Source organism: Bacillus paramobilis (assembly GCF_038096195.1).
Lineage (GTDB): Bacteria > Bacillota > Bacilli > Bacillales > Bacillaceae_G > Bacillus_A > Bacillus_A mobilis.
This window is the reverse complement of sequence record NZ_CP151108.1, coordinates 3,591,570-3,614,181: the sequence shown is the minus strand read 5'-3', so window position 1 is coordinate 3,614,181 and position 22,612 is coordinate 3,591,570. Positions and strand designations below refer to the sequence as shown.

General features: G+C 34.4%; 25 protein-coding genes and 1 pseudogene. 17 read left to right on the top strand and 9 right to left on the bottom strand.

Going from position 1 to position 22,612, the window contains the following annotated elements; genetic code table 11:
- The first annotated feature begins 22 nt into the window (after positions 1–22).
- From AABL52_RS18390 to AABL52_RS18360, 7 genes are all read left to right on the top strand, one after another.
- On the top strand, positions 23–139 hold the full coding sequence (locus AABL52_RS18390) for a hypothetical protein (RefSeq protein WP_002011946.1): 117 nt from the start codon (positions 23–25) through the stop codon (positions 137–139).
- 65 nt (positions 140–204) lie between these two features.
- Positions 205–366 carry a hypothetical protein gene (locus AABL52_RS18385; protein WP_000109005.1) on the top strand — a complete coding sequence of 54 codons (162 nt, stop codon included), beginning with the start codon at positions 205–207 and terminating at the stop codon, positions 364–366.
- Positions 367–527: 161 nt separating this feature from the next.
- Positions 528–1,163 carry a cupin domain-containing protein gene (locus AABL52_RS18380; protein WP_341518151.1) on the top strand — a complete coding sequence of 212 codons (636 nt, stop codon included), beginning with the start codon at positions 528–530 and terminating at the stop codon, positions 1,161–1,163.
- Positions 1,164–1,260: 97 nt separating this feature from the next.
- Positions 1,261–2,352, top strand: coding sequence for a serine hydrolase (locus AABL52_RS18375; RefSeq protein WP_341518150.1), 1,092 nt, complete (start codon positions 1,261–1,263; stop codon positions 2,350–2,352).
- A 50-nt stretch (positions 2,353–2,402) separates the two neighbouring features.
- A complete protein-coding gene (locus AABL52_RS18370) occupies positions 2,403–3,044 on the top strand; it encodes a DUF3885 domain-containing protein (protein ID WP_341518149.1) in 642 nt (213 codons plus the stop codon).
- Positions 3,045–3,201: 157 nt separating this feature from the next.
- A complete protein-coding gene (locus AABL52_RS18365; RefSeq protein WP_097843281.1) occupies positions 3,202–3,777 on the top strand; it encodes a histidine phosphatase family protein in 576 nt (191 codons plus the stop codon).
- Positions 3,778–3,866: 89 nt separating this feature from the next.
- Positions 3,867–4,238: a hypothetical protein gene (locus AABL52_RS18360; RefSeq protein WP_000461767.1), complete on the top strand. Its 372-nt coding sequence runs from the start codon at positions 3,867–3,869 to the stop codon at positions 4,236–4,238.
- A 39-nt stretch (positions 4,239–4,277) separates the two neighbouring features.
- Here the strand turns inward: AABL52_RS18360 and AABL52_RS18355 are convergent, their stop codons facing one another.
- Genes AABL52_RS18355 through AABL52_RS18345 form a run of 3 tightly spaced genes read right to left on the bottom strand, consistent with a single transcriptional unit; the run spans position 4,278 to position 5,877 of the window.
- Positions 4,278–5,117, bottom strand: a complete 840-nt coding sequence (locus AABL52_RS18355; RefSeq protein ID WP_000531691.1) for an alpha/beta fold hydrolase — start codon at positions 5,115–5,117, stop codon at positions 4,278–4,280.
- A 36-nt stretch (positions 5,118–5,153) separates the two neighbouring features.
- Positions 5,154–5,483 carry a DUF3147 family protein gene (locus AABL52_RS18350; protein WP_144564686.1) on the bottom strand — a complete coding sequence of 110 codons (330 nt, stop codon included), beginning with the start codon at positions 5,481–5,483 and terminating at the stop codon, positions 5,154–5,156.
- Complete coding sequence (locus tag AABL52_RS18345) at positions 5,467–5,877, bottom strand: MarR family winged helix-turn-helix transcriptional regulator (protein ID WP_341518148.1); 411 nt, start codon at positions 5,875–5,877, stop codon at positions 5,467–5,469. The genes AABL52_RS18350 and AABL52_RS18345 overlap by 17 nt, the downstream gene beginning before the upstream one ends.
- Before the next feature lie 124 nt (positions 5,878–6,001).
- Here AABL52_RS18345 and AABL52_RS18340 point away from each other — a divergent pair, with 124 nt between their 5' ends.
- Entirely contained in the window at positions 6,002–6,829 is an 828-nt protein-coding gene (locus AABL52_RS18340; RefSeq protein ID WP_097843278.1) for a protein phosphatase 2C domain-containing protein, read from the top strand.
- Between the two features lie 43 nt (positions 6,830–6,872).
- Here the strand turns inward: AABL52_RS18340 and asnB are convergent, their stop codons facing one another.
- Positions 6,873–8,696, bottom strand: coding sequence for an asparagine synthase (glutamine-hydrolyzing) (gene asnB, locus AABL52_RS18335; RefSeq protein ID WP_341518147.1), 1,824 nt, complete (start codon positions 8,694–8,696; stop codon positions 6,873–6,875).
- Positions 8,697–8,965: 269 nt separating this feature from the next.
- On the opposite strand from asnB, the gene AABL52_RS18330 reads away from it, so the two are divergent.
- Together AABL52_RS18330 and AABL52_RS18325 are read left to right on the top strand one after the other, a co-directional pair.
- Entirely contained in the window at positions 8,966–9,532 is a 567-nt protein-coding gene (locus AABL52_RS18330; protein WP_000840022.1) for a sigma-70 family RNA polymerase sigma factor, read from the top strand.
- On the top strand, positions 9,529–10,635 hold the full coding sequence (locus AABL52_RS18325) for a DUF4179 domain-containing protein (protein WP_341518146.1): 1,107 nt from the start codon (positions 9,529–9,531) through the stop codon (positions 10,633–10,635). The genes AABL52_RS18330 and AABL52_RS18325 overlap by 4 nt, the downstream gene beginning before the upstream one ends.
- 40 nt (positions 10,636–10,675) lie before the next feature.
- Here the strand turns inward: AABL52_RS18325 and AABL52_RS18320 are convergent, their stop codons facing one another.
- Positions 10,676–11,749, bottom strand: a complete 1,074-nt coding sequence (locus AABL52_RS18320; RefSeq protein WP_341518145.1) for a glycosyl hydrolase — start codon at positions 11,747–11,749, stop codon at positions 10,676–10,678.
- 265 nt (positions 11,750–12,014) lie between these two features.
- Here AABL52_RS18320 and AABL52_RS18315 point away from each other — a divergent pair, with 265 nt between their 5' ends.
- Together AABL52_RS18315 and fbpA are read left to right on the top strand one after the other, a co-directional pair.
- On the top strand, positions 12,015–12,914 hold the full coding sequence (locus AABL52_RS18315; RefSeq protein WP_341518144.1) for a cation diffusion facilitator family transporter: 900 nt from the start codon (positions 12,015–12,017) through the stop codon (positions 12,912–12,914).
- Between the two features lie 193 nt (positions 12,915–13,107).
- Complete coding sequence (gene fbpA, locus AABL52_RS18310) at positions 13,108–13,278, top strand: Fur-regulated basic protein FbpA (RefSeq protein WP_073517893.1); 171 nt, start codon at positions 13,108–13,110, stop codon at positions 13,276–13,278.
- A 56-nt stretch (positions 13,279–13,334) separates the two neighbouring features.
- Here fbpA and AABL52_RS18305 read toward each other — a convergent pair whose 3' ends face one another.
- Positions 13,335–14,006 (bottom strand): GntR family transcriptional regulator, encoded by a 672-nt coding sequence (locus AABL52_RS18305; protein ID WP_341518143.1) that lies wholly within the window; start codon positions 14,004–14,006, stop codon positions 13,335–13,337.
- Between the two features lie 16 nt (positions 14,007–14,022).
- Complete coding sequence (locus AABL52_RS18300; protein ID WP_341518142.1) at positions 14,023–14,988, bottom strand: DMT family transporter; 966 nt, start codon at positions 14,986–14,988, stop codon at positions 14,023–14,025.
- A 254-nt stretch (positions 14,989–15,242) separates the two neighbouring features.
- Here AABL52_RS18300 and AABL52_RS18295 point away from each other — a divergent pair, with 254 nt between their 5' ends.
- The 3 genes from AABL52_RS18295 to fumC all read left to right on the top strand — a co-directional run bounded on the left by AABL52_RS18295 (position 15,243) and on the right by fumC (position 19,142).
- Entirely contained in the window at positions 15,243–15,902 is a 660-nt protein-coding gene (locus AABL52_RS18295; protein WP_341518141.1) for a class I SAM-dependent methyltransferase, read from the top strand.
- 323 nt (positions 15,903–16,225) lie between these two features.
- Entirely contained in the window at positions 16,226–17,629 is a 1,404-nt protein-coding gene (nhaC, locus tag AABL52_RS18290; RefSeq protein WP_063263642.1) for a Na+/H+ antiporter NhaC, read from the top strand.
- 124 nt (positions 17,630–17,753) lie between these two features.
- Positions 17,754–19,142, top strand: a complete 1,389-nt coding sequence (gene fumC / locus AABL52_RS18285; protein WP_242242984.1) for a class II fumarate hydratase — start codon at positions 17,754–17,756, stop codon at positions 19,140–19,142.
- A gap of 91 nt (positions 19,143–19,233) precedes the next feature.
- Here fumC and AABL52_RS18280 read toward each other — a convergent pair whose 3' ends face one another.
- Complete coding sequence (locus AABL52_RS18280; protein ID WP_341518140.1) at positions 19,234–19,656, bottom strand: PH domain-containing protein; 423 nt, start codon at positions 19,654–19,656, stop codon at positions 19,234–19,236.
- 361 nt (positions 19,657–20,017) lie between these two features.
- Positions 20,018–20,119, bottom strand: a pseudogene (locus AABL52_RS18275) (MBL fold metallo-hydrolase); the annotation flags it as partial.
- A 207-nt stretch (positions 20,120–20,326) separates the two neighbouring features.
- Here AABL52_RS18275 and AABL52_RS18270 point away from each other — a divergent pair.
- Both AABL52_RS18270 and AABL52_RS18265 read left to right on the top strand, forming a co-directional pair.
- Positions 20,327–21,091: a DUF2087 domain-containing protein gene (locus tag AABL52_RS18270; protein WP_098237510.1), complete on the top strand. Its 765-nt coding sequence runs from the start codon at positions 20,327–20,329 to the stop codon at positions 21,089–21,091.
- A 99-nt stretch (positions 21,092–21,190) separates the two neighbouring features.
- Complete coding sequence (locus tag AABL52_RS18265; protein ID WP_063263638.1) at positions 21,191–22,600, top strand: MATE family efflux transporter; 1,410 nt, start codon at positions 21,191–21,193, stop codon at positions 22,598–22,600.
- Positions 22,601–22,612: the final 12 nt, after the last annotated feature.

Genomic DNA, 22,612 nt, shown 5'->3' with positions numbered 1-22,612 from the left:
CCTATTAAATAATATAACTCATATGGTAATAGTACATATGGTGAAGTTTTGTATAATTTGTGAAAAATATGCCATTTTTACGAATGAAATATTAGAAAAATCAATTTTGTTACAAAAAGTTGAAATCGAAGTATTTTAAGAGAAAAAGGTTTATAATAAAAATATAACTAATAACCACATTACTAATTATAAGGAAGTGTAACTATGAGTACTGTAACAATCGTGTATGGTATTATTCTTTCCACAATTATCATTTTATTTTTCGTTGGGGTTTCACGTTATATTCATAAATGGAAAGAAGGCGTTGCGAAATTAAATCACATTGAAGAAGAACTTAGTGATTTAATGTTACATCATGGTAAGTAAAAAATTTATTTTTTAACTAAATAATGTGAAGAATATCACAAAACATGCTCTCCTTATGAAGGCATGTTTTTTTGTTATGTGAATGATAGGCACATTCATACATTTTTTCCATACGATACAGTGTGAAACTAGAAATGTTCGGAGTGGAAAAGAGGGATAAAATGAGTAGTTCAGGTTATGTTCCAGATAATAAAAATTTAAAGAAAAGTTCAGGAACTCCAAACCTTTTCTTTGATTCGAGAAAAAACATCTTTTTTAAAAGAGATGAGAAAAACGTTGCCTATGAAGTTACGTCAACGCAGTTACCAGCAATGATCGGTGGAGCGTTTGTCGATTTATTTATGACAAAAGGGCACATGCGGGAACCACATTGGCATCCGAATGCGTGGGAATTAGATGTTGTTGTATCAGGAGAAGCAATTACATCTATCTTAAATCCGGAAACGAATCAATTGCAAAATTATCATGTAAAAGCGGGGCAAACCGTCTTTATTCCAATGGGATGGTGGCATTGGATCACAGCGGTAACAGAAGAAGTACAATTACATTTGTTTTTCAATAACGATCAGTTTGAAACAGCAGAAGGATCAGACATACTTAGATTAACACCGCCAGAAGTATTCCAAGCTGCATACGGTGTAAATGCGGAAAAATTAGGAAAGGACCTTTCGCCAATTAAGGAGTCAGTTGTAATTGGTCCTCCTAACTCTAATCGATTAAAAGGTTTTAAAGAAAGTGACGACTCAAATATAATTGTTACGTTAAATGGACAAATAACATCATGTGAAATAGAGTAACTCTTTCTTTTTTAGGAAGAGTTACTCTTGTTTGTATAATTTTGTAATTGTATTCGTTATAATCATATAGAAGGGAATTTAGTAAAGGGGGCACATTGTGAACATATTAAAGATTATAGGAATTGTTGCAGGAGTTATTATAGTAGCCGTTATAGCTTTCTTTTTTATTATGAAGTACTATTTGTCAAAAGAAGATCCTAATTACGTATTACAGTACATAAAAGAACATAAAGGTGATAAAACATGTTCATTACTAATTAGAAAAAATGGGGACGTAATAACATCTATAAATGAAGATGTAAAATTGCCATTAGCGAGTATGGCCAAAATTGTAATAGCAGTTGAATTTGCTAAGCAAGTGTCAGAAGGAAAAATAAGTCGTGATGAACAAATTCCATTGCATGAATTAGAAAAGTATTACGTTAAAAATACTGATGGTGGAGCACATCCTGACTGGTTAGAAGATGTCAAAACGAGAGAATTAGTGAAAAATGGACAAATTGCTTTAGAAGAAGTCGCTAAAGGAATGATACATTATAGTTCTAATGCAAATACAACATATTTGTTAGATAAGCTTGGAATAGAAAGAGTAAATGATAGTTTAAAAGAATTAGAGCTTATTAGTCATGACAAGTTCACTTCATATACTGCATCACTATATATGAGAGGGTATGTAGAAAAAGAGCTTCATGAGCCAGAAAATCAATCGTTAGAAATGATACGTAACATGTCAAAGGATGAGTATAATAAACATGTTTTACAAATTCATGAATGGATGAAAGATGAAGAAGAATGGAAAAAACGGGATATCCCCTTAAAAGTAGATATGGAATTTCAGCGAATTTGGTCAGATCGATTAGTGGGTGCAAACGCTAAAGATTATATGAGTATAATGGAAAAGATAAATAGTAGAAATTATTTTCCAAAACCAATGCAAGAAGAAATCGAGAATGTTTTCAAAGGAACAGTTAAAAATAGTAAGTTCGAATATGCTGGTCAAAAAGGTGGTTCTACCGCATTCGTATTGACCAAAAGCTTGTATACTACAGATAAAAAAGGTAATAAGGTAGAAGCTGTCATTATGTTTAACGATATAGAAGATCAAGTTGTATACCAAAAGCTGAGAAATAATGTAGATTATTTTATTCGAGACATTATAACAAGTGAGGAATTCAAAAATAAATTATAATAGAATAATTTTATTATGTAAACAAGATGCTATTAAAGGTAGGTGTTGAGATGAGGTTGAATGAGTATATGCTTGAAACGTTTCCAAATTTAGAACTTAGACCACCTCTATTTTATAATGGGGATATTGGTATTCGCTTTAGATTAGGTGTGAACTATGATCGCAATAACATTTATGAAAACTGCCCATATTTAGAAGGCGTTTATAATAGAGCGATTACTTTATTTCAGTCTTTACATGCAACAGAAGATGATATTTATATCGTAGTGGATGTAAATGACTATGCAGACGGTGAAACTTTCAAACACAAATTGAATATCTTTTCTAAGTATGTAAAAGAGAAGTCCGATTTGTTTAAGTTACAGAAAAATACAATCCCTTATATTTTTCCAGAAGACGATGAAGACGGGGTATATAAAACTCATAGATATTCTTTGAAATGTAAAGTTTCAAACTTGAAATACATTCCTATGCTAAAAGCAATTTGTAATCAAGATATGGGAATAAAACCGTGTATTTTTCATAGGGTGTATTTCATAAATATTAACAAGAATACTATATTTCACGTTTATGATGATAGGGGTTGTGATGTATTAGCTACCTCTCCTAATGCAATTAGAGGTATTTATCATACATATAATGATTGGATATTAGAATACGACAGAAATAAAATTGATAAAGTATTTAATTGAATGTAGTCTATTTTAAATGAGGGAAATACCATAGAGGTGTTTCCCTTTTATTAATATGAAAATCAACATTCAAATTTGACAGCGCTTATTATAAAGGTAAAGGGATTTGATGGTAATGTATTGAATTTGGATAGAAACAGAAAAGGGGGATGAATGAATGACGACAATATATTTTGTTCGCCATGCTCACTCTATATATACAAAAGACGAAAGGGTACGTCCCTTATCTGAAAAAGGGTACTTAGATGTAGAGAATGTAACACGCTTATTAAAAGATAAGCATATTGATGTTGTGATTTCTAGTCCGTATAAAAGGGCGATTCAAACGGTACAAGGAATTGCGAATACATATCATGTATCGATACAAATAGAAGAAGATTTACGTGAAAGGTTATTAAGTACAGAGCCGGTACAGGATTTTAATGATGCTATGCAGAAAGTGTGGGGAGATTGGAATTATGCATACGAAGGCGGGGAATCAAATGATGTAGCACAAAGACGCGTTGTAACATGTATGCAAAGTATATTAAAAAAATATAAAGGCAAGAATATTGTAATAGGTACTCATGGGAATATTATGGTATTACTAATGCATTATTTTGATTCCAAATATGATTTTCAATTTTGGAAAACAATTCGTATGCCCGATATATTTAAGTTGAATTTTCATAATGAAGATTTAGTTTCTGCCGAAAGGATAGAGAATACGGGTCATCAGATAAATAATTTGTAAAAGTTTATCAAAAAAAGAGGAAAGGGAGAAGTTATTGTAGAAGTATGACTTTGTAACATAAAAATTATGTGTTAAAGGAGGCTGTTTACATGTTTGAGAAAGAGAAAGAAGGGCTTATTGAAGTTCACAACGTATATGAAATTGCACCAGCAGATGGAACAATTATTGGTATGGCAACGGAAGAAGAAATGGAAATTGCTGCTGAACTAGAGCTGCAGTACTATGCCCATTCTCGTTTGCTAGAAGCAAATATTCAGTTAGACGGTTCCTCCTACAAAGAGTTACTTCAGGAGTTCCAGGAGTACGAAAGAAAATCAATGAGCTTTTGGCGAGCAATACATAAGCGTTTAGCTGTGCCATGGGCATGGGTATTACGTATTGATGTTGCGAATGGCCCTATATATGTAAGTAATGGGAATTCGTATTACGAAGAAATCGATGATGAAGAAGATTATGAATAGATAAGTAAGGAAGCAGCTTTAGTTGCTTCCTTTTTTTATTTATAGAGATTGAACAGCCTCAATAATAATATCTGGTCGATCAATTTCGATTCCGTGACCAGCATGTTCGGCAAGTATATATTGGCTATGTATTGAGAGTTGTGATTGTTCATGAATTAGTTCTTGCCACATTGATTCAAGTTGCGTCGCTTCCCCTTTTGGCATGCCGCCTTCAGTCAACTGAGTAATAGAAAATTGAGGGTCTCTACCGATAACGATTAACGGTACTTTTAATGTTTTATATAGCTCTTTTATTGAGCGAGCACAATTTTTCCACTCACATAGTTCGGAAGCTGTTGCTTTATATAATAGAGGAGAGGTAGAAAATTCAATGTACTGTCTTGATTGGTTAACGAGTATAGGTTTTAGTTCATTATAAAGCATGTCTACATTCATTTTGGAGTATGTATTATATTTTTGAAGCCACATATCATCCGAGTCAGTCAGATCAGAAATTGGTAAATGAAGCTCATCTAATCGTTGTAAGTTCATAGAAGTAGAATCAACTAAAATAAGTGCTTGCAGCTTCTCTTCATGTAACATCGCAAAATGCTGTGCGCATAAGCCGCCATAGGAATGCCCGATTAGAATGATTGGCGCGTGAATATCTAGTTTTTGTAGTAGCATATGAAGTTCTTTTGTTGCTTGTTTTGTAGTACGTGAATGATTTCCTAGTTCGCTTTTTCCGTAACCTGGGCGATGGTATGAAACGACTGTAAAATGTCGTGAAAGTTTTTCTATAATAGGGAGCCAATCATAAAATGAGCAACCCATTCCGGTTTGAATGACTACCGTTTGTTTACTACTTCCTGCTATATATACTTCTATAGTTTGCCCCAATACCTCTACAAGTTTATAAATAATAAACCCTCCTAACTAAGCTTGAAATAATTTTTGACAAGCAAAAACAATACACCAAACACCTATACCGAACAGGACAGATACACTAAGTGAAAATGAGTTTCTTAACCCAATATAGACGATAAATAATAGTAGTGCGGATGCAGGAAATCCATATAATACACCTATAGCAAATTGACTTAATTCTTGCTTGTTCCCGCCTTCGAAAGAAATCCAAAATAGGCTTAGTAAACTAACGAGTGGAAGGGCAGCGATAAAGCCACCTATCGTACTATAATGTTTAGCGACTTCAGTAATAACGCCGATAATAAGTGCGGAAACGATTACCTTAACGAGGAAATGCATATTTTGCCTCCTTCGCTAATAAAGAAAAGGCTTTTTCGATTAATTGTTGTTCTTCTTTCGATAACTGCGATTCTAATATTTTTATCTTTTCTTTATCTAGTAAAGTATGCTTTTCTAATCCTTCAATGCCTTCTTTTGTTAATGTAAGGTTTACAACCCTTTCATCTTGTTTATTTCTTTCTTTCATGATAAATCCTTTTTGAATAAGGCGCTTTACGTGTTCAGACGCTGTGTTATGGGAGAGACTAAGCCCAGTAGCCAATTTTCCAATTGTTATATCTTTCTCACGAGAAATGAGTTGTAAAATACGAATAGCTTGATGAGAAAGGTTGTCTTCATACTCATATCGTAAGTGATAATAAATACTCTCCCAATGTTGATTCATGTCTTTCATAATGATAAATCCTCCTGTTTTTATATCGTATAATAAGATATATTCGTGAGTATAGAAGTAAAATCCTTTTATTTGGATGGAAAATGTTGAAAAAGTTTATTTTTATTGAAATATAAGGTAATCTATGTGTAAAGGTATACATTTAGCAAGAGAGAGGATGATAGCTGTGAATACATTCAAATGGATGAGTCATGAACAGATGTATGTAGATGAAATACATGTTGAAAAATGTGGTCCTCTTTCAGTCGGCGTATATGGGGGAAATCAAGAAAGTGATGCATATGAACGAGGAGATGCGGTACTTGCTTGGTGGGATCCTGAATTGCAATTTGAATTTGTTATGATTTTTGATACACATCACAAAACAAAAAATATTGATTATATAATAGAAGCCATTTCAGAAAGAAAAGAGAAACTAAAAGAGTTATTTTCCTACCCGATACATTTAGCTTTTCATCATACACATATGTACTTATTAGCGCTATTTACAGATGAGTTGTTTATTGAAAAATGTGATCAAGATGATGAAGAACTTGCATGCTTAATTTGTTTGCGAAAAGATGAATTTTTATATTGGTTATCAGTTGGTGATTGCTTCGCATATTTATTCCATTCTGAGAAAACGAAGAATGGTAAAGGGCGATTAAATAAACGGAAGAATTACGAATATATCGGTAGGAAAAATATTTTCGCAGCAAATACCCCTTGTTTTACGTCAGGTGTAAGAGGATTAGAAAAAGGAATAAATCACATTGTAATGGCAACGGACGGTATTTTAGAGTGTGATAAACGAAGGTTTGATGATGATCAATCTTTAGTAGAAATATTGCACGACGGAAATAGTTTGCAGATTGAGCCAGTATTAACAAATGTACTGCAGTGGAAAGGTAGAGATTGTGCCACAATTATTGGATGGTCTATCGATACTGAAAATAAACGATGCGCTAATTAATATGAAAAGGAGTTCAAGGTTTTTATCCTTGAGCTCCTTTTTGTTAAGCGATATGGATGTGATACGTTTTTAACCATTCATTTACTTGAAGCATATATTCCATAGCACTTCTTGCTTCAAAATTGTTAATGTCTTTATTACTTTGATCGGCAATGGCAAGTAATGTGGAATGATTAATAAGTGAGAAAATAGGATTGTTTTTATTACTGCACATGTCGAGTGATAAATGACGGATTGTTTGTAAATAATGTGGATCTTGTGAAGTTGGATAAGCACTTTTTCTTCTATTCCGTACATCATCAGGCAAAGCAGATTTCAGTGCTCTACGTAAAATGCCTTTTTCAATATTATCAATGCTTTTTATGTTGAAAGGAACGTTCCATAAATATTCAACTAATCGATAATCGCAAAACGGTACACGAACTTCAAATCCTACAGCCATACTCATACGGTCTTTCCGGTCAAGTAAGAATGGAAGAAATCTCGTTAAAAATAAATAAAACATTTGGCGTTGTTTCGCAGATTTTTTAATTTCGCCTTCAAGAGTAGGTACTTCAAGTATCGCTTCTTGGAATCGTGTATCAATATAGTTTTCTAGATTACATTGGTTACTTACTTCATTTAGTAGAAGAGGAGATGTATTTTTCCAATTTGTTAGCCAAGGAAACTTATCTACATATAGTAATTCTTCTTGATGAAACCAAGGATACCCGCCGAATACTTCATCAGCAGATTCTCCAGATAAAGCTACAGTTGCATCTTTTTTCATTTCGCAAAATAGTAAATATAGTGAAGTTTCCACTTCACCAGCACTCGGCAAATCTTTTGCACGGAGGGGAACGAATAAGTGATTTGCTAATTCTTCAGCATTCACAATAATATCATGATGAGATGTCCCTACATGTTTAGAAACGCGCTTTACCCAAGGAGCGTCTAAACCAGTGCGAGCAAATGTTAGCTCGAAATCTTTTGCGCTATTTACAAAATCAACAGAATACGTATGAAGTGTTTTATTTTCAGCAGCAAATTCTTTCCCCGCTAGTGCAGTAATCCCGCTAGAATCTAGTCCTCCTGATAACATACAGACGAGAGGAACATCGGCAATTAATTGTCTTTTTACTGTATCTTGTAAAATAGATAAAATATGTGATGCTGTATCTTCAGTAGAGTCTGTATGAGCTTTACTTTCTAAATTCCAATACTTCGTAACTACTTTTTTATCACGTGTAAACGTTATACAATGTCCAGCACGCACTTCTTGAATATGTTTAAAGACGCCACACCCTGGAGTTCGAAATAAGCCTAACCCAAATATTTCATTTATGCCATCCGCATCAATTTCAGCAGGGACAGATGGATGCGCTAATAATGCTTTTATTTCAGATCCGAAAATAATGCTGTCATTTCTTTCTGTATAAAAAAGTGGCTTTACGCCTAAATGATCACGCGCTAAAAATAATTGTTGTTTCTGCTCATCCCATAAGGCAAAAGCGAAAATTCCATTCAAATGTTGTACGCAATCTTCTTTCCACTCTAAATAAGCATGTAGTAACACTTCTGTATCTGAATGCGTTTCAAATGCATGACCACATTTCCCGAGTTGCTCTCTCAGTTCACGGAAATTATAAATTTCTCCATTATAAGTAAGAGCATACGTATAATCACCAGCACGAAATGTCTTCGGCTGCGTCCCGCCTTCTGGATCAATAACAATTAAACGTCGGTGTGCAAAGGCCGCACGAGGTGAAAACCAAAATCCTTCAGCATCAGGACCACGATGCTGAATACTATTTGCCATCTTTTCTAAAATAACATGTTGATTTGAAAGATCTTCCTTCCAATCTACCCAACCTGTAATTCCACACATACACATCTCATCTCCTAATTTAAAATGTTGAAAAGTAGATTAATGAAATAAAATGTACACTAAGTTAAAAAGTTACTACATAAATAGTGTACTACATGAATTAAAAGGCAGACTTGAGAAAATTTTCTTTGAATACATAGTTATGTGAGACAATGGCTTAGGGAAAGTATTCCATAACATACAAAAAATAAAAAAGATGAGAGAAAATTTTTTGTAAGACGTTATATAGGGTGTAAAAGCTTTTACAAAAAAATAAGGGGAATCACTACATGAAATCAAATGAGAAAAATTTTATAAAAAGATTACAACGGCAAAAAGAAGATGCGCTAGAATTTGTTGTCGATACATATTTACCACTCATAAAAGGAATAACGCACAAAGTTCTTCTTCCAGTTCAAAATGATGGACTCATAGAGGAATGTGTAAACGATATATTTCTTTCCATTTGGAATAACGCAAATAAATTTCATGGAGAGCCGAGTGATTTTAAAAAATGGATTGCGGCGATTGCGAAATTTAAAGCGATTGATTATTACCGGAAAGCGACTAGAAAAGTAGAAATTATTTCAGATGAGTTTCATATTAGTACGGAAAAGTCAGCGGAAGATGAATTAATCGTTATGGAAGATAGGGAAGAGTTATTGAAGCTTATTAATCAATTAGAACCGTTAGATCAAAAGGTGTTCATTATGAAATATCTTCTCGGTATGAAGACAGAAGAAATAGGAGATAAGTTAGGGTTAACTCGGGCAGCGATCGATAATCGTGTGTACCGTGGGAAAAAGAAGTTACAACAAAATGCTACGAATATTAGTTTTGGAGGTAGTGCCATATGAAAGACATTTATGAACTATTAAATGATATTGATATAGATGAGAAAGAACTTGAGGGAATTGAGGCTTCTGAAATTGAAAAAGAAAAAGTGAAGCGTAACTTAAAACAATCGATACGAACGAAGAAAAAGATGAAAAGTTGGAAAAAAGGCGTTGCTGTTGCATCTATTTTAGTAGGATTATCAGTTGCAACGCTTGGTATCGGTTTTCCAACCTATGCGGGAGGTCTTCCTATAGTAGGAGATATATTCCGATTTTTAGATGATGGTAGAACAGGGTTATATGAAAATTATAAAGAGTTTTCGACTGAATTGAATATGACGAGGGAGAGTAATGGGGTTAAGGTTACAATTAATGATGCTGTGTTCGATGGTAGAACAATTACAATAACATATTCTATTGAAAGCGAAAAAGATTTAGGAGAGAAACCGTTCCCATTTGGAAGTCCGCAAGTGATGGGCTTTAATGGCGGAGGAGGTAGTTCAGACGTGACAAAAGTTGGAGAGGGAAAATATGTAGGTATGACTACGATGAGTGGTCATGGTAGTGAAAGGTTAGATGTTGCAAATGTTTGGTGGGATATAGAGGCAATAAATATGTATGAGGAAAAGAAATCTATAAAAGGGAATTGGAATTTTGCTCTTACTTTAAAGGCGATGGATAGTAAGGAAGTAAAGGTTAATGGGGTTTCCGAAAAAGAAGGTATAAAAGTAAATATAGACAAAATGGAAGTAACACCTATGTCCTTTATCGTTTTTTACAATCAGGAAGAATCTAAGGCATTACGAAGTATATGGGATAGCGCTGATGTAGAATTAGAAATAAAAGATGATTTAGGAAATAAATATGCAGGTGAAGGAAATGGCGGAACTAGTACAGTAGCAGAACCGCATAAAAGTAGTTGGAGTTCCACATTCCAAAAATTAAACGAAAATGCAACAAAACTTATCGTTACACCTCGCGTACACTTACGAGTTCATACACCTGAAAATCATGGTGGAGTGGAGTATGTGAATGGAAAAGAGAAGAAAATTGAAGTGCCGAATAAAGAAGCGAAGAGCAAAGATATTGTTCTAGATGATATCGTAATTGATTTAAAGAAATAGAAGAGAGACTGCCTAAAACCGTTAGGCAGTCTTTTTTTCGTTAAGAACTAGTAACGATTAATGCATGCGGATGCTGCGTTTTATACTCATCTTTCCACGGAATGTTTAGTTGTTCCCAAGATTCGCCGCTATCATTGGATTGAAACACGCCATTGTTATTTAAAGTGTAAAATGTATGTGGTTCGGCTTCGTTTGTCGCAAACATCGAAATGACTGTACCGATTGCAGATGGTAGTCCTTGCTGTACTTGCTGGAAAGGAGTATCTTTCGTTTTTCGATAAATATAAGATTCATAAGGAATACGGTGATGAGCGAGGTCAGCACTCGGTGCGGCAGAAACGAGAATTGTATCACAATCAGCCGGATCGATAGCCATGCTATATAAATAATGGTGTTCAAGTCCTTCACTGCATGAGATCCAGCTGTTTCCGCTGTTATAACTTTCAAGGTATGCGCGATCAGGTCCGCCCATAAAGCCATCACCACATGATGCATAAAGGCGATTTGGAGCTTCAGGGTGCATAAGCAATTGATGCGCATCGATAGGAGCACCGAATTTTTTATCCATCCATGTATGCCCTCTATCATTACTTTGAATAACAGCACCTGCTTCAATTGAAACATGGATTGTCTTTGGAGTGTTTGGATCAACTGTAATCCAGCGAACGTGATGGGTGAAAGGTCTAGGCGGAAAAGCCCACGTATAAGAAGATAATAATGATTTCATATTTTTAAGTTCAGTCCACGTTTCACCACCATTTTCTGAACGGAATAAAGCGCTCGGTTCTGTGCCGACATAAACGACGCCATAGCTATTAACTTGTTCATTTGAGCTTATCGTTATGGAAGTGATAGAGGAGTGCAGAATACCATCTTCTTTAGGGAAATCAAAGTAACGATAGGAATCTCCAATCGGTCTCCACGAATCTCCACCATCGTCGCTTAACCATAAACCTCGTCCAAATGTTCCGCAATATACACGGTTTTGTTGGAATGGATCAACTGCAATACAAGTAGGCTGCATATTTTGTAAGTGATAGGATGCTTCATAGTTACCATATCGTTCTTTTACAACAACAAGTTCACGCTCCATACAGAGAAATAAACGTTTCATATTAGTAACCTCCTCAAATTTCTTTCATTAGTAAACAATATGAAGCTGAAAAAGAAGTAGTCTTATTTTTTGTTGAGAAAAAGGACTTGTTTGAAAAATAGCGAAGTGTGTATACAGAGGAAGTGGGATAAAGTGAGACTTTAATCAGTGTGTGTGGGCATTTTCACTGATTATTAGCTTACACTAATCGGGCGTTAATTCGGGATAAAGATGGGGAGTTTGTTTCATACTAACATACAGATATTGCACTTAAAGGAGTATTCGTATGGGACATTCACATGATCACGGTCATTCTAACAATAAAAAGGCGCTACTAATTGCTTTCGTACTAACAACGAGTTTTATGATTGCTGAAGTAATTGGAGGATTTGTAACAAATAGCTTAGCACTACTATCTGACGCGGGGCATATGTTAAGTGATGCGGTATCTTTAGCTTTAAGTTTACTTGCGTTCAAGCTTGGAGAAAAAACAGCAACAGCTGCGAAAACATACGGGTATAAGCGAGTCGAAATGTTAGCGGCATTATGTAACGGTGTCGTTCTTATTGTCATTTCAGTGTACATTTTTATTGAAGCAATTCGCCGTTTTACAGAACCAGTTGAGATTGCTAGTAATGGGATGCTCATTATTGCTGTACTTGGTCTGCTTGTTAATATTTTATCAGCTTGGATATTAATGAGAGGCGGAGATGTGAAAGGTAATTTGAATTTAAGAAGTGCTTTCTTACACGTATTAGGCGATCTATTAGGATCAGTCGGAGCGATTATTGCAGCGCTATGTATTAAATTTTTCGGATGGACTGCTGCAGATGCGATTGCTAGTATTCTTGTGTCTATTTTAGTCATTATTAGTGGATGGCGTGTAACACGTGATACGGTCCATATATTAATGGAAGGTGCACCACAGCACATAAATGTTGAAGAGGTAAAAACTACATTATTAAATATTACGATTGTAAAGGAAGTTCATGATTTACATATATGGTCTGTCACATCTGATTTTCAAGTATTAACTTGCCATCTGATTATTAAAGATAATGAAACGCAAAGTGTATTAAAAGAGGCTACGGATGTATTAAAGGAGAAGTTTCATGTAGAACATGTCACCATTCAAGTAGAAATAGATGGTGAATTTAATCATAGTGAGACAACTTGCAAAGTATGAAAGAAAAAGGATAAGAAAATGTGTCATAACATTTTTCGCACGGCATACATATATATAATGTGGCCACAAATACTTTGTAAGGTAAATATTTCATGAAATTACTTTACTTATAAAGAGTCATCTTTTATAATCAGAAGTGGTAATTGATAAAGATTATCATTTTCAATGATCGTAGAAAGGAGTTTTTTAAAAGATGAGTAGTCAACTCCGTTTTGCTGTTGAAAATCGTAAGAGGCATATAATCGATGAGTTAATTGGAGCAGGTGTGTTTAAAATTCGCGACCGACAATTATACGAGCTGTCTTTAGAGGAATTGGAAAAAGAGTACGAAGATATGGAAGATTATGCAGATATTCAGGCATAGCTATATAGATTAATAAAAGGTGAGCTGGTTACGATTTTGTGTAACCAGCTCTATTCTTATTTCATAGAAATTATTTTCTGTATTTCTTTCATTGGACGGAGCCAGTTTTGAGACATCATTTGTTCCATTTGTTTTTCGTCCTGCTCCTGCAGTGCTTCAATGATAGAGTGATGTTCTTCAATAGATTGACTTGCTGGAACAAAGTTTTGGAAAAACAAGTATTCAAGACGTAAAACGTGAAGTTGCATATTTTCTAGAAATGGTTCAATATATTGGTTTTTAGCAATAGAAGAAATTGTATTGTGAAATTGTATATCTAGCTCTAAAGCTTGTTTTGCGTTTTTCTTCTCTATAGAGTGCTGAAAATCATCATTTATTTCAGAAAGTAGTTTCAGATCAGCGTCTGTAATATTTTGAAGTGCTTGCTTTCCTATAATAGAGTGAAGACCGGCCATCGTTTCATAAATGATAGGTATGTCATCTAACTTAATAGGAGCAATTTTTGTTTTTTGCCCAGGTACCATTTCCACTAATCCAGAAAGTTCTAATATTTGAAGTGCTTCTCTTACAGGCGTTCTGCTTACGCCTAGTGCTTCAGCCAATTCCCCATCATTAATTTTTTCATCAGGCTGCAATACACCTTCAATAATCCAATCTTGTAGTTGATTTAAAACGAGTGATTTTGCCGAAACTCTTCCTTGTTTTTTATAATTTTGAGGGATAGGCATAGTGAATTCAATCCTTTCATTGTATATTTTCCTTTTTCTCATGAATAAGTTTTAATTTGGGTTTCCCTTTATCTGGTTTTTGGCTTAAGATAAGCACCATTACAATGACACAAAGAGCCCCTAGTAGCTGAAAAGATTGAAACGGTACGTGTAATATAAGTACAGAAGAAATAATAGCTGCGAGTGGTTCTGTACATCCGAATAGTGTCGTTTCTTTCGGAGTCAAGTATCGTATGCTGTCTAAGTATAAATAAAATGCAATAAGTGTCCCGAAAATGACGACAAATGTGATAAGCGGTAGGGTACTTAGTTTTACATACTTCATAGTTGATAATAAAATGAATTCTTTCGTAGAAATAAATTGTACAATCGTTACACCAATACCCCCAATAATCATGCCCCATCCAACGATAACAGAGGAAGACCATCTTTCTAGTAATCCCTTTGAATATAAACTATAAAAAGCAAGAGATAATCCAGATAAAATCCCCCAAATAATAGCTGGTGTAGAAACAGCCAAGTTATGAACAGACCCGTTTGTTAGTAAGAGAAAAGTTCCTACTAGTGAAAGGGCAATTGAAATGAAATCAATTTTTGATGGACGAACGTTCCATTTGAAAAGTAAGTATACAGTGATGAATACAGGGGCTAAATATTGTAATAATGTTGCGACGGCGGCATTTCCTTCTTTAATAGAAGCAAAATACGTGTACTGTACAGCAAGCATACCGAATAGGCCAAACAAAATCATTTTAATAGCATCAGATTTTTGTTTCCATATGCCGAATATTTCTTTTTTTCTCGTTCCGAATGACGAAATAATGAGCAAGATAACGCCGGATATAAGCAATCGAATTGTAACTAACCATTCAGTAGAAACGTGTTCATATTGGAAAAGTTGTTGTGCAGCTGTCCCGGACAATCCCCATAAACAAGCACCAATTACAACCATAATGATTCCTTTTAAACGATTTGGATCCATATAGTTTTATTTCCTTTCTCTAACAATAAGTTTTGAATACAATATGCAATATATCACGAAATGCATAAAAAATAAACTGAAATTTCTGTTTTGTACGATGGGAATTTTAGTAGTTCCAGTTATTTTTACGATACAAGTAAGTAGGTTAAATAAAACGAGGTAAAATTATAAAATTAAATCATAATCAAGAGGATAAAAAAATAAAGATAAGAGTAATTTGATTTGTTAAAAATATGTGTAGAAGGAGAAATGTGATGAGCTGGGTTACTCATAAACCAACATTTGAATTTGATCAATATAGTCCATATATTCGAATGAATTCTGCGTGGGTGGGACACTTAAACTTTGCTTATGATTTAGTACGATTTGAAAAGCCAGAAATATTAGTTGAGTTAGGTACACATTTAGGAGCTTCTTTTTTCAGTTTTTGCCAAGGGGTAAAAGATGGAGGCTTATCTACAAAATGCTTTGCTGTAGATACTTGGGCAGGGGATGAACATACAGGTCCATATGGGGAAGGTGTTTTTCAAATAGTGAGTAAATACACGGATATGAGTTACCCCCATATAGGGAATTTAATTCGGTCTACTTTTGACGAGGCTGTGGATCAGTTTCAAGATGGAACGATAAATTTGTTGCATATTGATGGCTATCATACGTATGAAGCAGTTTCTCATGACTATAAAACATGGTTACCGAAACTTGCGAATAACGGTATCGTATTATTTCACGATATTGAGGTGAAAGGTCGAAATTTCGGCGTGTATAAATTTTGGGATGAGGTCAAGGCGAAGTACCCTCATTTTCAGTTTGAGCATTCATATGGACTCGGAGTATTGTTTCCGAAAGGGTGTAGCGATAAGTTTGTGGAAATACTTAAAAATAAAGAAGAAATACAAGATATGTATAAATAAAAGTGGAGCATGCATCATTTTAATGATGTGTGCTTTTTTTGTGGAAAAAATGGTACTCCTTAAAAGTGAGGATAATAGTAACAAAATTTGTTATAACAAATATTAAAAAAGTTATTTTTGGATTGTTCTATATAAAAATGTAACATTTTTTATATTTTCCATTGCGAAAAGTAACATCTACTTTTACAATAGAAAAGGTGTTATATTATACTGGAAAAATAAATCGAAATAATATGAAAATTTTGTTTTGTCTTCGCTAATTGTATATTACATACATGTAAGACGACATATGTCATGTTATCGACTTGTAAGGAGAGAAAAAAATGAAAAGTGTAAGATTACCATCGATGCTAGAAATCATAGTTCTTTTATTACTATTTCTTGCTGTTGTCTTTTCCTTCCAAACGATTTTTGATCTCCCAATTCAATTAGCGCTATTTATTTCATGGTTTTTAGTAATTGCGCTTGGATTAAGATTAGGATTTCGTTATCAAGAATTGCAAGATGCAATTACGAAAGGGATTTCTAACGGATTAGAAGCAATACTGATTTTAGTTGCAGTAGGTGCTTTAATTGGAACTTGGATTGCTGGTGGCGTAGTACCAACATTAATCTATTATGGATTAGAGTTTATTCACCCTAGCATATTCTTACTGGCAACATTAATTATTTGTTCGATAACTTCTATCGCGACAGGAACATCATGGGGAACAGTTGGAACAGCAGGTATTGCTATGATGGCGATTGGTGAAGGGCTTGGATTACCACTTCCACTTGTTGCTGGTGCAGTTCTTTCAGGAGCTTATTTCGGCGACAAATTATCACCACTTTCTGATAGTACAGTTCTTGCAGCTTCTATGGCAAAAGTAGATGTTATTGCTCACGTTCGAGCTATGCTCGTATTAGATGTTCCGGCTTACATTATTACTAGCATTATGTTTACTGTAGCTGGTTGGATGTATGGCGGCGATAATGTAGATTTGAATCGAGTAGAGTTTTTAAAAGAAGCTTTATTAAAGCAATTTGATATTAAAATATGGATGCTTGTTCCAGCGGTCATTGTTATTGTTCTATTAGCGATGAAGAAACCGTCTATGCCAACAATTGCAATGGGAGCTTTAATTGGTGCAATTTGGGCAACTCTTTTCCAAGGAATGAACTTTGGAGAGGCGATTGGAACAGCGTATAACGGATTCTCAATTCAATCTGGTGTTGAGTTTGTTGACAAGTTATTAAACCGTGGTGGAATTAACGGTATGCTTGGATCAGTGGCCGTTATTATTTTCGGTTTAGGATTTGGTGGATTACTTGAAAAACTAGGTGTTTTAAAAGTAATCGTATCAAAATTCGAGAAGAAATTAAATTCTGCTGGTAATGTAACATTGTCTACATTAATCGTGGCATTTTTAGCGAATATATTTGGTTGTGCGATGTACGTATCACTAATTTTAACCCCGAAAATTATGGAAGATAGCTATGATAAATTAAAAATAGACCGCCGCGTATTAGCGCGTAACTCAGAAGTAGGTGGAACGTTAACTTCTGGTATGGTTCCATGGTCGGATAATGGTATTTTTATGGCTGGTATTTTAGGTGTAGCAACGTTCTCATACGTTCCGTTTATGTGGTTAAGCTTCGTATCTTTAATTTTAGCGGTTATTTACGGATATACAGGCAAATTCATCTGGTATGTAGATGACGTTGAAAAAGGAAAGCAAGTATCATAAAAAAATACCTTCTGCGATGGCAGGAGGTATTTTTTTTATATATACGAGTGAGAATCCTTATCATCAGAGCGGAAGTCTGTTAAAATGAGAAATGTAGGTATTTTATTTTCAAGGGGATGAAAAAATGGAGTACAGAATTGAAAGAGATACAATAGGAGAAATAAAAGTTCCAGCTGATAAATTATGGGCAGCACAAACGCAACGCAGTAAAGAAAACTTCCCGATTGGAACAGAGCAAATGCCGCTTGAAATTGTAAAAGCATTTGCGATTTTAAAAAAGAGTGCAGCACTTAGCAATCAAAAATTAGGAAAGCTATCAGAAGAAAAAGCAGAAGCAATTGTGGCAGCAGCTGACGAAGTAATTGCAGGGAAATGGAATGAACATTTTCCACTTGTCGTATGGCAAACAGGTAGTGGTACACAGTCAAACATGAATGTAAATGAAGTAATTGCAAATCGAGGGAATCAAATTTTGAAAGAGAAGGGATCTGACGTACATATTCATCCGAACGATGATGTGAACATGTCTCAAAGTTCAAATGATACATTTCCAACAGCGCTTCATGTAGCATGTGTAATCGCAGTAGAAAATCACGTCTTACCAGCAATTACGAAATTAAAAGAAACGTTAGCAGAAAAAGTAACTGCATTTGAACATATTATAAAAATTGGTCGTACACATTTACAAGATGCAACGCCTTTAACATTAGGACAAGAAATTAGCGGATGGCATCGTATGCTTGAAAAAACAGAGCGTATGATCGCAGAGAGCAATACATATATGAAAGAGCTTGCAATTGGTGGTACTGCAGTTGGAACAGGTATTAATGCTCATCCTAAATTTGGTGAGATGGTGTCAGAGGAAATTAGCCAATTTACAGGTAAGCAATTTATTTCTGCACCAAATAAGTTCCACGCATTAACGAGCCATGATGAAGTTGTATATACGCATGGTGCATTAAAAGCATTAGCAGCTGATTTAATGAAGATTGCTAACGATGTCCGCTGGCTGGCAAGCGGTCCACGTAGTGGTCTAGGCGAAATTATTATTCCGGCAAATGAGCCAGGAAGCTCTATTATGCCAGGTAAAGTAAATCCAACGCAAAGTGAAGCGTTAACGATGGTTGTAGCGCAAGTGATGGGAAATGACGCAACAATCGGATTTGCTGCGAGCCAAGGTAATTTTGAATTGAATGTATTTAAACCTGTTATTGCATATAACTTTTTACAATCCGCTCACTTATTGGCAGATGCAATTGTTTCATTTAATGATAATTGTGCAGTTGGTATTGAAGCAGATGAAGAAGTAATTAAAGAGAATGTGAATCGTTCATTAATGCTTGTTACAGCATTAAACCCGCATATCGGATATGAAAATGCAGCGAAAATTGCGAAGCATGCTCATAAAGAGGGGTTAACTTTAAAAGAAGCAGCATTGCAATCTGGATTACTAACAGAAGAGCAATTTGATGAAGTTGTCGATCCGAAAAAAATGATTGCTCCGAAAGAGTAATAGAAAAAGCCAAGGTTCTTTGTTTAGAATCTGGGCTTTTTTGATATATTTGTATGTCTTCCATTTGTATTACTGCAAGTGCCAAAATATATTATTTGTTAGCAGGACGATTCAATACTTTCATTTGTGGACAGTTTTCTTTTAAGAGTGCAATGAATTTTTCTTCTTCTTTGGGTACGAAAGTTGTCACAGAATCAAATAAATTGTAATGGATTTCTAATTGCTGCCTAGTCCACTTCTCTGAGCGAAGTGTTTTGCCGGAGAATTTAACGTGACGAATATCTTCAAATGGAATTTCAGTATGAAATACAAAACCATGTTTTACAACAAGGGATGTTTCCGTTACATTGTAGTGAGAAAAATAGAATGAAGAAAGATTCACGACATTTAGTAGCATCATGAGAGTGAAAAAAATAGAATTTTCATTTTGGAAGAATAGTGAAACGAGAAAAATACTGATAAATAATGTAATAAAAATGACGTGAAATGGATTCTTTTTCGCTTTAAATTTCAAGTTAGTCACCTCGGTATCCGCGTACTCTAATTAAATTAAATCACAACATCGTAATAAAACGTGTGAATATGCAGAATTACATATTCACACGTTTTATTATTCATGTAAAATTTCTTGATGGGGTAAATTCAAAGGAAGTTTTTTAATAGTGGAGTGACATGAAGTGACTTACAAGAATAGAAAGTTAGTGTTAGTCATAATTAGTTGTATGATGATTATGGGTAGTTATGCTAATAAATTTGTTGAAAATCGAGACCTAAAGCATATATTCGTACAGGTAAGTAAAGTTTTACTAGAGATTGCAAATAGAATATATAATGGATAAAAGGTGTTTTCGTATATGGAAACACCTTTTTTGTAGTTAAAATTGAATGCTGAAGTTTTGGAATGAGTGAGTACCGGTTCCATATTGAACGAGGTTGTTATCATTTAAATATTGAATAACGTATTTTACTTCTTTCAATTAGAAATTCACTTATTAAATACATTCGCTTTTCATTGCTTTAAGTCCTTCCAAAGGATTGTTTAATAGACGTTTTTATAAAAGTTTATAAAATGGGTAAACGAAACATTGAAATGTTTATTCGCTGTATGTTAAGATGATGAAGTGATAGTAAACGTTATTGGGAAATGTCTGTTTTTAGATAAACATTTTAAAGGAGTGTTTAGTATGAGTGATATTTCAGAGAAGTTTTGGGATGCTTCGGTTGAGGAATTGAAGAAAGGGTATGTGTTTGAAGCGGAAGCAGAGGAGTATATTTGTTTAGCTTGTGGAGAAGCGTTTATTAAGGGCGTAATTTATCAAGATAATCAAGTTCTGTATGAAGCAGAGAAGTTTGTACAATTGCATGTGCAAAATGAACATACGTCTATGTTTGATTATTTATTAAATCTTGATAAGAAGTACACTGGTTTAACTGATTTGCAAAAGAAAATGGTTCAGTTTTTCCATATGGGGCTGAATGATAAAGAGATTGTAAAAGAGATGGATGGCGGAAGTACATCAACTATTCGTAATCATCGATTTACACTTCGAGAGAAAATGAAGCAAGCGAAAGTGTTTTTAGCGTTAATGGAACTGTCGGAAGAAAAATCAAAAGTACAAACGAAATTTGTACCGATTCATAGAACAGCGACGATGGTAGATGATCGCTACAATATTACGGAAGAAGAAAATGATGAAGTATTAAAAGCACATTTTACAGAAGGATTAGATGGACCGCTTTCTAAATTTCCGAAAAAGCAAAAGCGTAAATTAATTATATTACGCCATTTAGTGACGAAGTTTGATAGTAATAAAAAGTATACTGAAAAAGAAGTGAATACAGTTATAGAAAGTGTATACCCGGATTTTGTAACGTTAAGAAGATATTTAATCGAATATGGATTTTTAGATAGAACAGCTGATGGAAGCCAATATTGGGTGAAGTTATAATCATACGGAAAAGAAAATGAATAGAAGCACATCATTATAATAACTATACAAAGAGATAGAAGTTGAAAAACAGATTTTTAATAAAAGGAGAAATGAAATTTGAAACCACCTACAGATAACAATAAAGAAGGTGCGGAATCACATAAGCTAGAGAGTGAGAGTAAACCAATTTGGAAGTCGATGTCCATGTTTTTAGTACCGTTACTATTAAGTAATGTATTACAATCGATTGGACAATTATTCGGTATGGTAGTAGTAGGAAGATGGCTAGGAGTTAATGATTTAGCAGCCATATCAGCATTCTTTCCTCTATTTTTCTTACTCGTTTCATTTGTAATTGGTATTGGTTCAGGTAGTTCTATTTTAATTGGTCAGGCGTTTGGCGCTAAAAACGAAGATCGTTTAAAAGCTATCGTTGGTACGACGCTGACATTTACATTTATTATTGGAGTTGTGTTGGCGATAGTAGGCAGTATTTTTGCAATGGATATTATGCGTCTTATGGGAACGCCAGAAAATATTATTGAAATAAGTGTACATTATGCACGGATATTATTTATATCGATGCCAGTCTTATTTTTATATTTCGCATATACAACATTTATGAGAGGTACAGGAGATTCCAAAACGCCATTTTACTTTTTAATTGTAAGTACAGCGCTAAATATGATCTTATTACCAATTCTTATTTTTGGATGGTTAGGAGCTCCGAAATTAGATGTGTATGGAGCAGCGTATGCTTCTGTTATATCTACAGTTATTACGTTTATTGTCATGCTAGTGTATTTAAAGAAGAAAAATCACCCACTACAATTAGATAGTACGGTAAGGAAATATCTTCGCATGGATGGGGAGTTATTGAAGCTATTGCTTCGACTGGGAATTCCAGCGAGTATTAATATGATATTAGTTTCATTATCTGAAATCGCGGTTATCGCGTTTGTAAATCGTTACGGTTCGGATGCAACAGCAGCATATGGCGTCGTGAATCAGGTTGCAAGTTATGTACAAATGCCAGCAGTTAGCCTTGGTATTACAGTTTCCATTTTTGCAGCACAATCAATTGGTGCAAATCAATTTGATCGATTGCAGAAAGTTGTAAAGGCCGGAATTATTATGAACTATGTCATCGGTGGTGTGCTAATATCTCTTATTTACTTGTTCTCAAGAGACATACTATCACTATTTTTAACGAGTCAAACTACAATTGATATTGCTCACAGCCTTGTTATGATTACATTATGGAGCTATTTAATTTTCGGTCATGCGCAAATCATTAGTGCGACAATGCGAGCAAGTGGTACAGTATTATGGCCAACTGTTATCGGCGTCGTATCAATTTGGCTTGTTGAAGTACCTGTAGCGTATTACCTTTCTTATCATACAAGTCTTGGTATAGAAGGGATATGGATTGGGTACCCAGCAGCATTTATTGTTAGCTTAATTTTACAGTATGCATATTATAAGCTTTCATGGCAGAAGAAACGAATTACACGATTAGTAAGTTAAATCATGCAAATG